The 13,017-nt window shown below is 69.3% G+C and carries 10 protein-coding genes; 4 read left to right on the top strand and 6 right to left on the bottom strand.

What is annotated here, in order from left to right; all coding sequences use genetic code 11:
* Positions 1-183 precede the first annotated feature (183 nt).
* The 6 genes from ACIBVN_RS36915 to lon all read right to left on the bottom strand — a co-directional run bounded on the left by ACIBVN_RS36915 (position 184) and on the right by lon (position 8,182).
* Positions 184-1,719, bottom strand: a complete 1,536-nt coding sequence (locus ACIBVN_RS36915; protein WP_397144561.1) for an AMP-binding protein — start codon at positions 1,717-1,719, stop codon at positions 184-186.
* Between the two features lie 130 nt (positions 1,720-1,849).
* Positions 1,850-2,671, bottom strand: a complete 822-nt coding sequence (locus tag ACIBVN_RS36920; RefSeq protein ID WP_397144563.1) for a MetQ/NlpA family ABC transporter substrate-binding protein — start codon at positions 2,669-2,671, stop codon at positions 1,850-1,852.
* A 9-nt stretch (positions 2,672-2,680) separates the two neighbouring features.
* Positions 2,681-3,337 carry a methionine ABC transporter permease gene (locus ACIBVN_RS36925; protein WP_397144565.1) on the bottom strand — a complete coding sequence of 219 codons (657 nt, stop codon included), beginning with the start codon at positions 3,335-3,337 and terminating at the stop codon, positions 2,681-2,683.
* Complete coding sequence (locus ACIBVN_RS36930; RefSeq protein WP_397144568.1) at positions 3,334-4,290, bottom strand: methionine ABC transporter ATP-binding protein; 957 nt, start codon at positions 4,288-4,290, stop codon at positions 3,334-3,336. The genes ACIBVN_RS36925 and ACIBVN_RS36930 overlap by 4 nt, the downstream gene beginning before the upstream one ends.
* Before the next feature lie 340 nt (positions 4,291-4,630).
* A complete protein-coding gene (locus ACIBVN_RS36935; RefSeq protein WP_397144570.1) occupies positions 4,631-5,758 on the bottom strand; it encodes a Fic family protein in 1,128 nt (375 codons plus the stop codon).
* A gap of 66 nt (positions 5,759-5,824) precedes the next feature.
* Positions 5,825-8,182, bottom strand: a complete 2,358-nt coding sequence (gene lon / locus ACIBVN_RS36940) for an endopeptidase La (protein ID WP_397144571.1) — start codon at positions 8,180-8,182, stop codon at positions 5,825-5,827.
* Positions 8,183-8,359: 177 nt separating this feature from the next.
* Between lon and ACIBVN_RS36945 the strand changes: the two genes are divergently transcribed.
* The 4 genes from ACIBVN_RS36945 (at position 8,360) to ACIBVN_RS36960 (ending at position 12,963) form a co-directional block, all read left to right on the top strand.
* Positions 8,360-9,886: a sensor histidine kinase gene (locus ACIBVN_RS36945; RefSeq protein ID WP_397144573.1), complete on the top strand. Its 1,527-nt coding sequence runs from the start codon at positions 8,360-8,362 to the stop codon at positions 9,884-9,886.
* A gap of 133 nt (positions 9,887-10,019) precedes the next feature.
* Entirely contained in the window at positions 10,020-10,676 is a 657-nt protein-coding gene (locus tag ACIBVN_RS36950; RefSeq protein ID WP_397144798.1) for a response regulator, read from the top strand.
* A 109-nt stretch (positions 10,677-10,785) separates the two neighbouring features.
* Positions 10,786-12,147 (top strand): phenylacetate--CoA ligase family protein, encoded by a 1,362-nt coding sequence (locus tag ACIBVN_RS36955; protein ID WP_397144575.1) that lies wholly within the window; start codon positions 10,786-10,788, stop codon positions 12,145-12,147.
* A gap of 174 nt (positions 12,148-12,321) precedes the next feature.
* The gene (locus ACIBVN_RS36960; protein ID WP_397144577.1) at positions 12,322-12,963 is read left to right on the top strand and encodes a heme oxygenase (biliverdin-producing); all 642 of its coding nucleotides are present in this window, start codon (positions 12,322-12,324) and stop codon (positions 12,961-12,963) included.
* The last annotated feature ends 54 nt before the right edge of the window (positions 12,964-13,017 follow it).

Consider the following 13,017-nt stretch of genomic DNA (forward strand, 5'->3'; position numbering starts at 1 on the left):
TGGACGGCTTAAGTGTTCAGTACACAGGTTCGCGCTCCCCTGCTTAGACTGTCCCTTGCACACCGATGGCGCGTCGCTAAGAGCTGGTTAAGCCGGTCATTGGAGCTTTCTGAGAAGGCTGACCCCGGCTTTATCGATCCAGGTGGGGGCTCGGAACGAGAGACGTGCGAAATTCCGAAGATTTTACCCGCGAACCGGCCAGTACTCGTCTCTGAGCAGGCGCTTGTAAAGCTTGCCCGTGGGATGGCGCGGCAGCGCCTCGCGGAAGTCCACCGACTTGGGGCACTTGTAGTGCGCCAGACGCTCGCGGCAGTACGCGATCAGCTCCGCCTCCAGCTCAGGGCCGGCCTCCGCCATGGAGACCGGCTCGACCACGGCCTTGACCTGCTCGCCCATCTCCTCGTCCGGCACCCCGAACACCGCGACGTCGGCCACCTTCGGGTGCACCGACAGCACGTTCTCGGCCTCCTGCGGGTAGATGTTCACGCCGCCAGAGATGATCATGTACGAGCGGCGGTCGGTGAGGTAGAGGAAGCCGTCGTCGTCCAGACGGCCGATGTCGCCGAGCGTGGTCCAGCCCCTGCCCTGGGGGTCCTGCGCGGCGCGGGTCTTGTCCGGGTCTCCGTGGTACTCGAACCGGCCGCCGTTCTCGAAGTAGACCGTGCCGTCCACGCCCCGCGGCACGTCGTTGCCGTCCTCGTCGCAGACGTGCACGACGCCGAGCAGCGAACGGCCGACCGTGCCCTTGTGCTGGAGCCAGTCCTGGGAGTTGACGTAGAGGAAGCCGTTGCCCTCGGTGCCCGCGTAGTACTCGTGGATGATCGGGCCCCACCAGTCGATCATCTGCTCCTTGACGGGGACCGGGCAGGGGGCGGCGGCGTGGACGGCACACCGCAGCGAGGAGAGATCGTACTTTGTCCGGATTTCTTCCGGCAGCTTGAGCATCTTGATGAACATCGTCGGCACGAGTTGCGAGTGCGTCACCCCGTACCGCTCCACCAGCGCCAGGAACTGCTCGGGGTCGAAGCGCTCCATCACCACCACCGTGGCGCCGAGCCGCTGGAACGTCAGGCTGTAGCGCAGCGGCGCGGCGTGGTAGAGCGGCGCTGGCGAGAGGTAGACGCTGTCCGCCGACGGCGCGAACAGCGCCTGGATGAGGTGGAGCAACGTGCCCGGCTCGGTGAGCGGGCCGTGCGCGGAGGGGATCTTGACGCCCTTCGGCCGCCCCGTGGTGCCCGACGAGTAGAGCATGTCCACGCCCATGCACTCGTCGTCGATCGGGGTGGCCGGGTGCTTGGCGACCGCCTCCTCGTACGGCTCGAAGCCCTCGGCCACGCCGTCCAGCATGAGCCGCACCTCGACGCCGGGCGTGGCGGCGGTGATCGAGCCCGCGACGGCGGCCAGGTCGGCGCTGGAGACGAACGCCCGGGCGCCGCAGTTGTTCACTATGTAGGCCAGCTCGTCGGTCTGCAGCCGGGAGCTGATCGGCGTGTAGTACAGGCCCGAGCGCAGCGCGGCCCAGGCGACCGTCAGGTAGAGGGGGTGGTTGGGGAGCATGAAGGCGATGTGGTCGCCCGGGCGCAACCCGGCCGCGCGGAACAGGTGGGCCAGCCGGTTCGACTCCTCGTCAAGCTCGCGGTAGGTGATGATCCGTCCGGAGCCCGCCATGATCACAGCGGGCTTGTCTGGGGTGACTGCTGCGATGGCTCCCGGATACATGATCGAACACTATTCGGCCGACCGCCGCCGCGCCACCGGCACCCGTGCGGGGCCGTGACGACAGGCGCCCCGTGAACGCGCGAAGCCGCGACCTCGGCGGCGGGGTCGCGGCTTCGCGCTCACATCTATGTCACTGCGCGGGAATGACCGAGCCCTCGTACTTCTGCTTGATGAAGTCCTTGACCTTCTGGTCCTGCAGGAGCTTGCCGAGGGTGACGATGTTGGCGTCCTTCTCGTGGCCTGCCTGGACGACCAGGCCGTTGACGTACGGGTTGCCCTCGGTCTTCTCCAGCACCAGCGCCTGCGAAGCGGGCTTTAGCCCGGCCTCGATGGCGTAGTTGCCGTTGATCACGGCGGCGTCCACGTCCTCGAGCGAGCGCGGGAGCTGAGCCGCCTCGATCGGCTTGAACTGCAGCTTCTTCGGGTTGTCCACCACGTCGCGCTCAGTGGCGGCGGTGCCGACGCCGTCCTTGAGCTTGACCACGCCGTTGTCGGCGAGCAGCTTGAGCGCGCGACCCAGGTTGGTGGCGTCGTTGGGGACGGCCACGGTGGCGCCACCGGCCAGCGCGGACACGGAGGTGATCTTCTTGGAGTAGAGGCCGAGCGGCTCCAGGTGGACCGGCGTGACGAAGCTCAGCTTGGTGCCCTTGGAGGCGTTGAAATCGTCCAGGTACGGCTTGTGCTGGAAGAAGTTCGCGCTCAGCTGGCCCTCGTCGAGCTGCACGTTCGGCTGCACGTAGTCGGTGAACTCCACGACCTCGAGCTTCAGCCCGGCGGCCGGGGCCAGGTTCTGCTTGACGAAGTTGAGGATCTCCGCGTGCGGCACCGGGCTCGCGCCCACCTTCAGCACGGCGTCGGCAGACTCGGCCGTCTTCGTCGCCGATTGTGACGTGCCGCATGCGGCGAGCGACAAGACCAGCGCAACAGCACCCGCTATATAACGAAATTTCATGATCTTTCCTTACTTATGGGATAGGCGCCGAGCGATCCGGTCGCCCAGGCTCTGCAGAAGTTGCACGATCACGATGAGCAGGACGACGGTCACGATCATCAGCAGCGTCTCGAACCGCTGGTAGCCGTACCGGACGGCCAGGTCGCCCAGCCCGCCGCCGCCGAGCGTGCCGGCCATGGCGGAGTAGCCGATGAGCGCGACGACGGTCACGGTCAGCCCCGCGACCAGCCCGGGCAGCGCCTCGGGCAGCAGGACCTTGCGCACGATGGTGGTCCGGCTCGCGCCCATGGCCTGGGCCGCCTGCACCACGTCCGCGCCGACCTCCCTGAGCGCCGTCTCGACGAGCCGGGCGTAGAACGGCACCGCGCCGACCGTGAGCGGCACCACGAACGCGCCCGTCCCGACCGACGTCCCGACGACGAGCCTGGTGAAGGGGATGATCGCGATCATCAGCACGATGAACGGCAGGGACCGGCCGATGTTGACCACGAACCCGAGCCCCGACTTGAACGCCGGGAGCGGCCGCAGCCCGTCCCGGTCGAAGACCACCAGCGCCACGCCGAGCAGCAGCCCGAGCAGCGCGGTGAACAGCGTCGACCAGGCGACCATCTGCGCCGTCTCGGCCGTCGCGGGCCAGAGCAGCGGGAGGATCTCATCCCACGTCATGCGCCTTCCACCTCCACGATCAGGCCCGCGTCACGCAGGTAGGCCAGCGCCGCGGCCGAGTCGGCGCCGTCGAGCGCGACGCGCAGGCGGCCCACGGAGCCGCCGGCGAGGTCCTCGATCGAGCCGCCCAGGATGTTCAGGTCCACGTCGAACTTCCTGACGACCTCCGACACCACCGGCTGCCGCGGGTCGCCGGTGAACGTCAGCGTCACCGAGCCGGACGGTGCGGGCTCGGGCAGCGGGAAGATCTCCCTGGTCAAGCGGGATCCCGGCGTCCTGATGAGGTCCGCGATGGCGCCGGACTCCTCGATGCGGCCGTGCGCCATGATGGCGACGGAGTCGCAGACGCTCTTGACGACGTTCATCTCGTGGGTGATGAGCAGGATCGTCAGGCCCAGCTCGGTGTTGAGCCGCTTGAGCAGCGCGAGGATCGACTGCGTGGTGGCCGGGTCGAGCGCGGAGGTGGCCTCGTCCGACAGCAGCACGGCGGGGTTGCCCGCGAGTGCCCTGGCGATGCCGACCCGCTGCTTCTGGCCCCCGGAGAGCTGGTTGGGGCGGTCCTTGCCGCGGCCTTCCAGCCCGACCAGTTCCAGCAGCTCGGCGACCCGCCGGTCGCGCTCGGCCCGCGGCACGCCCATGATCTCCAGGGGGAAGGCGACGTTGCCCGCGACCGTGCGCGAGCTCAGCAGCGCGAAGTGCTGGTGGATCATGCCGATGCGCTGGCGGGCGCGGTTGAGCTCGGCGCTGCGCAGCGCGGTCAGGTCCTGCCCGGCGACGGTGACGGTGCCCGCGGTGGGGCGTTCGAGCAGGTTGACGCAGCGCAGGAGCGTGCTCTTGCCGGCGCCGCTCTGGCCGAGCACGCCGTAGATCTCGCCTTCGCGCACGTGCAGGTCGACACCGTCCAGGGCGACGGTGTCCCCGTACTGTTTGCGCAGGCCTGAAGCCTGGATCACGGAATATCCCCACGACTGAGGGCGGCCCGGTGGCGGGCCGCGGAAACGTACATCACCGGCAGAAAGGGGATGGTGTCAGTGGGTTCCGGGAGGGAACGGCAGGTGACTCAGCCTGCGCAGCACGAAGCCTGGTGCGATCATCAGGAGGGCTTTCGAAGAGAACGGATGGGGGGACGCTTCAGCGGCTCAGCATTCGGCGCATACAACACATGGCGTTCTCTTTCACGCCTGACCTAACAAGCGTTTCACTTCGCACGATTCCCGATGTGCGGTGTGAACTGCCTCACTTCTCCGCGGCCGTGCGGCGGGACGCGTCTCGGAGGCGCGCGGGGAAACCGGGCTAGCGGTACGGGTCGCGCAGAGGGGTGACACGGTCGGCGAAGTCGGCCTTGATCCGCTCCATGCGCGGCCCCGGGGCGTAGAAGCGGCCCTTGGTCTCGCCATACGGCCGCAGCCACCCCTTGGCGGCGAGATCGCGCAGGTCACGCGCGGCCTGCCCCTGGCTGAGGCCTTCGTCGGCCTGGTAACGGCTCCTGCGAAGCCGCTTGTTCACGAACACCTCGTAGAGCGCGGAGACGGTACGGCTGTTGAGCCCGTCGGCGTCGACCTGTTCCTCCAGCAGCATCCAGATCTCTCCGGCCTCGGCAAGCCGCTGGCGGACCCGCTGCGCCTGCATGTGATGCGCCCTCAGGCAGAACCGCACCCAGCTGAGCGTCCCACCATGCGGCGCCCACGAACCCTGCTGGATCTCGCGGAGCGCGCGGTAGTAGTCGATCGTGTTCTCGCCCACGCCGAGCCACTCCTCGATGGATGAGAACTCGGGCGTGAGAATCTGATCCCTGCCGAGGACCAGTGTCTGCAGGGCGCGCGACATCCTGCCGTTTCCGTCACGCCACGGATGGATCGCGACAAGGTTGAAATGCGCCATCGCGCCGCGCACATAGCTCGGCGCGTCGAGATCTCCACTGTTCAGCCACTCGATGAGCTCGTCCATCAGGCCAGGCACCCGGTCGGCATCCGGGCCCTCGTAGACGACCTCTCCGGTCGCGGAGTTGCGCACATAGATGCCGCCCGGCCGCACCACACCAGGGGTTTTGTCGCGATGGTGGCCGATCATCATGAAGTTGAGCGAGTTGAGCAGTCCCACGTCGAACCGGAATGCCGGTGCGCGAGAAAGCAGCTGGATGTAGGTCAGCGCCTGCTGGTATCCCGCGATCTCCCGCGCCACCGGCGCCGACGTTTCCAGCGGCTCTTCCCCCGCCATGATCGACTGGATGTCCTCGACGCCGGCCTGATAGCCCTCGATCGCGTTCGAGCCCTGGATCGCCCGCGCCTGCAACTGCCTGCGCAGCTGCCCGTCCCACCGGTGCGTCTCGGCGAGCCGGTACTTCAGGTCGCGCCGCATCTCCTCGATCTCCTCGAGGACGGCTTTGTCCGCGGGCTCGAGCGCCGGGGTCTCGTACAGCATGCCCTGATAACAGCATGGGCGAATCATCCAGTCAAACGACTGAATGATTCGCCCATTATGCCCAGATTAAGCCGCGACCGTAGAGGCCACCTGCGCCGGGGCGAGCGCGATGTCGAGGACCTCGCGCACGTCGCTCACCGCGTGGATGGTCAGCTCGTTGCGGACCTCCTCGGGCACGTCGTCCAGGTCCGGCTCGTTGCGGGCCGGGATGAGGACGGTGGTGATGCCCGCCCGGTGCGCCGCCAGGAGCTTCTGCTTGACGCCGCCGATCGGCAGGACCCGCCCGGTCAGCGAGATCTCACCCGTCATGGCCACGTCGCCGCGTACCAGGCGGCCGGACAGGAGGGACGCCAGTGCGGTCGTCAGCGTCACACCGGCCGAGGGGCCGTCCTTGGGCACGGCGCCCGCCGGGAAGTGGACGTGCACCGAGCGGTCCTTCAGTGCGGTGACCGGCAGCTCCAGCTCCGCCCCGTGCGAGCGGAGGTAGGACAGCGCGATCCTGGCCGACTCCTTCATCACGTCGCCCAGCTGGCCGGTCAGCGTGAGGCCGGTCTCGCCGGTCTCCGGGTCGGCCAGGGACGCCTCGACGTACAGGACGTCGCCGCCGGCGCCGGTGACCGCCAGGCCCGTGGCCACGCCCGGCACAGAGGTGCGCTGGGTGGCCTCGGGCAGGGACGACTCCGGCACGAACCGCGGCCGTCCGAGGTAGCCCACGAGGTCGCCCTCGCCCACGGTGACGGGCAGCTCGTCCTTGGCGGCCACCTTGCGCAGGACCCTCGCGACCGCGCGCTCCAGCGACCGGACGCCCGCCTCGCGGGTGTACTCGGCGGCCAGCCTGCGCAGCGCGTCGTCCTCGACCGTGACCTCCTCGGCGGTCAGCCCGGCCAGCTCCCGCTGCCTGGGCAGCAGGTGGTCGCGGGCGATCGCGACCTTCTCGTCCTCGGTGTAGCCGTCGAGCGAGACGACCTCCATCCGGTCCAGCAGCGGCCCGGGGATGGCCTCCAGGACGTTGGCCGTGGCCAGGAACAGCACGTCGGACAGGTCCAGCTCGACCTCGAGGTAGTGGTCGCGGAACGTGTGGTTCTGGGCCGGGTCGAGCACCTCCAGCAGGGCGGCCGTCGGGTCGCCGCGGTAGTCGGCGCCGACCTTGTCGACCTCGTCGAGCAGGACGACCGGGTTCATCGAGCCGGCCTCGCGGATGGCGCGGACGATGCGGCCGGGCAGCGCGCCGACGTAGGTGCGCCGGTGGCCGCGGATCTCGGCCTCGTCGCGTACGCCGCCGAGCGCGACCCGTACGAACTTGCGGCCCATCGCGCGGGCCACCGACTCACCCAGAGAGGTCTTGCCGACCCCGGGAGGACCGGCGAGGGCGAGCACGGCGCCGCTGCGGCGGCCGCCCACCACGCCGAGGCCCTTGTCCTGGCGGCGCTTGCGCACGGCCAGGTGCTCGATGATGCGGTCCTTCACGTCGGACAGGCCCGTGTGGTCGGCGTCGAGCACGGCCCGCGCGCCAGTGATGTCGTAGTTGTCCTCGGTACGGGCGTTCCAGGGGATGTCGAGCACCGTGTCCAGCCAGGTGCGGATCCAGCCGGTCTCGGGAGACTGGTCGGGAGTCCGCTCCAGCTTGTCGACCTCCTTGAGCGCGGCCTCGCGCACCTTCTCCGGCAGGTCGGCGGCCTCGACGCGGGCGCGGTAGTCCTCTTCCTCTGTCTCGGTGTCGCCGTTGAGCTCCTTGAGCTCCTTGCGCACGGCGGCGAGCTGCTGGCGCAGCAGGAACTCGCGCTGCTGCTTCTCCATGCCCTCCTGGACGTCCTTGCGGATCGTCTCGGCGACGTCGAGCTCGGCAAGGTGCTCGCGGGACCACTCGATCAGCTTGGCCAGCCGGTCGGCGGGGTCGGCGGCCTCGAGCAGCTCGACCTTCTGCGCCGTGGTCAGCCAGGGGGTGTAGCCGGAGCTGTCGGCCAGCACCGAGGGGTCGTCGATCTGGTTGACCTGGTCGACCACCTGCCAGGCGCCGCGCTTCTGCAAGATCGTGGTGGCCAGGGCCTTGTACTCCTTGGCCAGCTCGTGGGCGCGCTCGCCGGCGGCGACGGTGTCGATCGTGTCGGCCTCCACCCACAGCGCGGCGCCGGGACCGGTCGTGCCGGTGCCCACGCGAACGCGGTTGACGCCCCGCACCACGGCGGCGGGCTCTCCGCCGGGCAGCCTCCCGACCTGCTCCACAACGGCCTGCACGCCGATCGCGCCGTAGCGGCCGTCGATCCGGGGAACGAGGAGGACCCGCGGCTTGTTGCCACCGGATGCACGGGCCGCGTCAATGGCAGCGCGCACCTCGGAGTCGGACAGGTCCAGGGGAACGACCATGCCCGGCAGGACGACCTCGTCGTCCAGCGGCAGGACCGGGAGGGTCAGACTCTCACTCATGCGAACTCCAAAGGGTTGAGTTATACCGACTCAATTCATTGGAGCCCGACATTGTTCCCTCTCTTGATGATGTTCGCTCACGGCGATCGTAATTTTGTAAGCCGTACCTGAGGGTGACGCTCTGGATCAGACCGTGGTGTGACGCCATCCGGAGGCCGCGTCCGTAACCTTGACCACGTGATCTCCGTCCAGCGCGTCCGCGACCGGCTCCGGCGCGGGCGCACGTCCGGGCAGGACGACGACCCCATCCAGCACGAGCGCACGCCCAGGGCAGTGGATCCCATCCAGCACGAGCGCATATCAGGGCAGGACGACGACCCCGCCCGGCAGGAGCGCGCGTCCGGTGGGAACGGGCGTCCGTCCGGGCCGGGCGGCAGCGGGCTCGGGCGGGTGGTCGAGGTCGCGCTGCGGCCGTTTGCGATGGCGTTGTTCGAGGGCGACGCCGACCCTCCGCCGCGCTCGCGGCGTCTGACGTTCCGGACGCCGCGCCGGCTCGGGCTGCTGCTCCCGTTCAGGACCGTCGATCTCGTCCAGGTGGCCGACCTCGTCGGGGCCTTCATCCTGTACGGCCTGACGATCTCGGCCGTCATGGATTGGAACGCCCAGGCAGCGCGGAGCCACGTGCTCAACCCGATCCTTCCCGGGCCGGTCTCCTCCGTGTTCCTCTATCTGAGCGCGATCGGGACCTCCCTGCCGGTGGCGCTGCGCGACCGGTGGCCGCTGGCCGCCTGGCGGGTCTCGGCCGTGCTGACGCCCATCACCATCTGGGTGACCGGCACCCTCGCCCGCAGCGAGCCGCCCTACATGTTCTCGCTGGTGCCGAGCTACCTGCTGGTCCTCTACTCGGTCGGGGTCCGCTGCGATCGGCGGATCACCCTGGCGGTCTGGACCTTGTCGGTGCTGACCGCCTGGATCGTGCACCCCAACTCGATGCCGCTGGTGGCGGTCGTGCTCTCGGTCGTGACGTTGTTCGGCTACAACGTGCGCGTGCGGCGCAGCGCCACGGCCAAGCTACAGGTGGAGGAGCTGCGCACCCGGCAGGCAGAGAGCGCTCAGGCGGTGCTGGAGGAGCGCGCCCGCATCGCCAGGGAGTTGCACGACGTGGTCGCGCACCACATGTCAGTGATCGCGATCCAGGCGGAGGCGGTGCCGCTCAAGGCCAGGGGCGATCGGGCACAGCTGGAGGCGGGGTTCGCGGAGATCCGCGGGCTGTCGCTGGAGGCGATCGCCGAGTTGCGCCAGGTGCTCGGCGTGCTGCGCGACCAGGACGGACGCGCCGACACCGCGCCCCAGCCCGGGCTCGACCGGCTCGGCGAGCTGGTCTCCAACGCCAGCGCCGCCGGGCTGACCGTGCTCGTCGAACGCTCAGGCCCGATCGACCGGCTGCCGCCTGCCCTGGGGTTGTCGGCGTACCGGATCGTGCAGGAGTCGCTCAGCAACGTGATGCGGCACGCGCCCGGCGCGACGGTGGCGCTGGGCGTCGCGCGGAAACGGGGCGAGCTGCGGCTGTGGGTCGCCAACGGCCCGGGCGCCGCTCCCGGCTCGGCCCCGGGGGCCGGCCAGGGCCTGGTGGGCATGCGCGAACGAGCGGCGCTGCTCGGTGGCACGCTCGCCGCCGCCCCTACCGAGGACGGAGGCTTCGAGGTACGCGCGACGCTGCCCATCAGGGACGACGCGGACGATGAGGAGGAAGCCAGCCCATGAGGCGCGCCTGCCGCCCCTTAACCGGAGGAGACTCCTCAAAGAGACGCGCTCGTAGATCGCAGGTGAGGGCGGTCTGGTGGCCGATGACGACGTGCGGGCGACGCCGTTCGCCGACCGTGGAGAGGGGGAGGGCTTGATCCGGGTTCTGATCGCCGATGACCAGGGGATGGTGCGGACGGGGTTCACCGTGTTCCTGAGCGGGCAACCGGACATCGAGGTCGTGGGCGAGGCGGCCGACGGGCGGGAGGCGGTGGAGCGGGCGGCGGCGCTGAGCCCGGACGTGGTGCTCATGGACGTGCGCATGCCGGTCATGAACGGCCTGGAGGCGACCAGGGAGCTCCTGTCCCGCAAGATCGGGCCGAAGGTGCTCATCCTGACGACGTTCGACCTCGACGACTACGTGTACGAGGCGCTGCGGGCGGGGGCCAGCGGGTTCCTGCTCAAGGACGCCTCCGCCGCGCAGCTGGTGGAGGCGGTGCGGGTGGTCGCGGCCGGAGAGGCGCTCATCGCTCCGGCGATCACCAAGCGGCTCATTCACGAGTTCGCCAAGCTGGGCGGGGCCCGGCCGGTGGCGGGCCGGCGGCTTGCCACGCTGACCGAGCGGGAGACGGAGGTGCTGACGCTGGTCGCCCAGGCGCTGTCCAACCAGGAGATCGCGGAGAAGCTGTCCGTGGTGGAACAGACGGTCAAGACGCATGTGGGGCGGGTGCTGATGAAGCTCGGGCTGCGTGACCGCGCCCAGGCGATCGTCTTCGCCTACGAGACCGGCCTGGTCCGCCCCGGCGAGTGACCCCCGGACCATGCCGATCCGCCCCGGCGAGCGCCCCCGGGACCGGGCTGAGCCGCCCCCACCGAGCGCCTCCGTTCCCCTTCTGGGGCCCCCGCCGTACAGTCGGCTGATGGACCCGGTTGAGCTCTTTCATCAGGTGGCGCAGACCGTTCCCGCCTACCAGGCTTTTCTGGCGGAGCACCGCATCGACCCGCAGGACGTCACGACGCCGCAGGACCTCCTGCGCGTGCCGATGACGTCCAAGGACAACTACACCCGCCGCCACCCCCTGCCCGACCTGTGCAGGAACGGCGTGATCGGGGACATCATCGCCGTGTCGTCCGGCTCGACCGGCGTCCCGTCCTTCTGGCCGCGTTCGGCGGACGACGAGCGGGTGATCGCGGCCCGTTTCGAGGAGGTCTTCAGGGACTCCTTCGCCGCCCGCGAGCGGCGCACCCTCGCCGTCGTCTGCTTCGCCCTCGGCACCTGGGTCGGCGGGCTGTTCACCGTCAACTGCTGCCGGCACCTGGCAGAACGCGGCTACCCGATCACCGTCGTCGCGCCGGGCACCGACCGGAGGGAGATCCTTCGGGTCCTCCCCGAGCTGGCGCCCCACTTCGACCAGGTCGTGCTGCTGGGCTACCCGCCATTCCTGAAGAACGTCATCGACACCGAGGACCTCCCCTGGGCCGACTGGAACATCAAGCTCGTCACGGCAGGAGAGGTGTTCAGCGAGGAATGGCGGAGCCTGGTCGCCGAGCGGGCCGGGATCGCGGACCCGGTCAGGGGCATCGCCTCCCTGTACGGCACCGCCGACGCGGGCGTCCTGGGCAACGAGACGCCGCTGTCGGTCGAGATCCGGCGCTTCCTGTCCACCCGGCCTGGCACGGCCAGGGAGTTGTTCGGCGAGTCCCGGCTGCCGACGCTCGTGCAGTACGACCCGGAGGTCCGGTTCTTCGAGGAGCATCAGGGCACGCTGCTCTTCTCGGGCGACAACGGCATCCCGCTCATCCGCTACCACATCGCCGACGAGGGCGGCGTGGTGCCGTACGACGACATGCTCGGCTTCGTCCGGCAGCGCGGCTTCGAGCCCGAGGCCAAGGGACCGGAGCGGCCGTTCGTGTACGTCTTCGGCCGCGCCCACTTCACGGTGTCCTACTACGGCGCGAACGTCTACCCGGAGAACGTCGCCGTCGGCCTGGAGCAGCCCGAGGTCAGCGGGTCGGTGACGGGGAAGTTCGTCATGGAGGTGGCGGAGGACGCCGGCCACGACCGGCATCTGACGATCACGGTGGAGCTCATGCCCGGCGAGAAGCCGTCGGACGAGACAGCCCAGGTCGTGGGCGAGTCGATCCTGGCGCAGCTGCTGAGGCTGAACAGCGAGTTCGCCAACTACGTGCCCGCCGCGCAGCAGATGCCGTTCATCCGCCTGCGGGAATCCGGCGATCCGGAGTATTTCCCGCCGGGCGCCAAGCACCGCTACACCAGATAGGCGGCCAGGACCATGGCGATGGCCATCCCGATGAGGTGACTTCTTGCCGTAGCGTTTCCCGGGTACGAAAGAGGAAAGGCGCGTTTTCATGACATAGTGTCGCCATCAGCTTGACGTCGATGCCGACGTTTGTGACACTTCGTCATGAAACGTACATGCGAGTTGAGGTAGTCAGTGACCACGCCGTTCTCCGAAACCCTGAGGAACGCCACCTGGGCCGACCACGAGTCCGCCGAGTCCGAGAGCTATCTCTCAGAGCTCATGGGCGGCCGGTTGAGCGAGTGCGAATACGGCGAGATGGTGGCCCAGCACTACTTCGCGTACACCGCCCTCGACGGCGTCTCCCGGCAGCTCGCCGACCACCCGGTGGCCGGCCGGTTCGTGTTCCCCGAGCTCTATCGGGAGCCGGCGCTCGAGCGGGACCTGGCGACGATCTACGGGCAGGACTGGCAGGACCGGATCGCGCCGTCCAAGGCCACCCGCACGCTGGTCGCGCGGATCCACCAGGTGGCCGACTGGCCGGGCGGCTACATCGCGCACCACTACACGCGTTATCTGGGCGACCTGTCGGGCGGGCAGTTCATCCGGATGGAGCTGCAGAAGATCTACGGCTACGGCAAGGGCGGGGGCGTCGACTTCTACATCTTCGACGAGCTGGGCAGCCTGCCGAGGTTCAAGAACGAGTACCGCGCGCGACTGGACGAGCTGGAGCTCGACGAGCGCGAGCGGCAACGCGTCATCGGCGAGGTCCGCCTGGCCTACCAGCTCAACACCGAGGTCCTCACCGAGCTGAGCCTGACCCGCCAGGCCGCCTGATCGGCTCAGCGGGCCGGGGCCGACCGGTATCGGGTGGAAGAAACTGGAAGGGGC

The sequence above is a fragment of the Nonomuraea sp. NPDC049400 genome (assembly GCF_044466425.1).
Taxonomy (GTDB): Bacteria; Actinomycetota; Actinomycetes; order Streptosporangiales; family Streptosporangiaceae; genus Nonomuraea.

Excerpts from the sequence above, each read along its gene's own strand:
- ACIBVN_RS36915 (WP_397144561.1), bottom strand. The coding sequence starts at position 1,719 with ATGTATCCGGGAGCCATCGCAGCAGTCACCCCAGACAAGCCCGCTGTG.
- lon (WP_397144571.1), bottom strand. The coding sequence starts at position 8,182 with ATGAGTGAGAGTCTGACCCTCCCGGTCCTGCCGCTGGACGACGAGGTC.
- ACIBVN_RS36925 (WP_397144565.1), bottom strand. The coding sequence starts at position 3,337 with ATGACGTGGGATGAGATCCTCCCGCTGCTCTGGCCCGCGACGGCCGAG.
- ACIBVN_RS36935 (WP_397144570.1), bottom strand. The coding sequence starts at position 5,758 with ATGCTGTACGAGACCCCGGCGCTCGAGCCCGCGGACAAAGCCGTCCTC.
- ACIBVN_RS36920 (WP_397144563.1), bottom strand. The coding sequence starts at position 2,671 with ATGAAATTTCGTTATATAGCGGGTGCTGTTGCGCTGGTCTTGTCGCTC.
- ACIBVN_RS36955 (WP_397144575.1), top strand. The coding sequence starts at position 10,786 with ATGGACCCGGTTGAGCTCTTTCATCAGGTGGCGCAGACCGTTCCCGCC.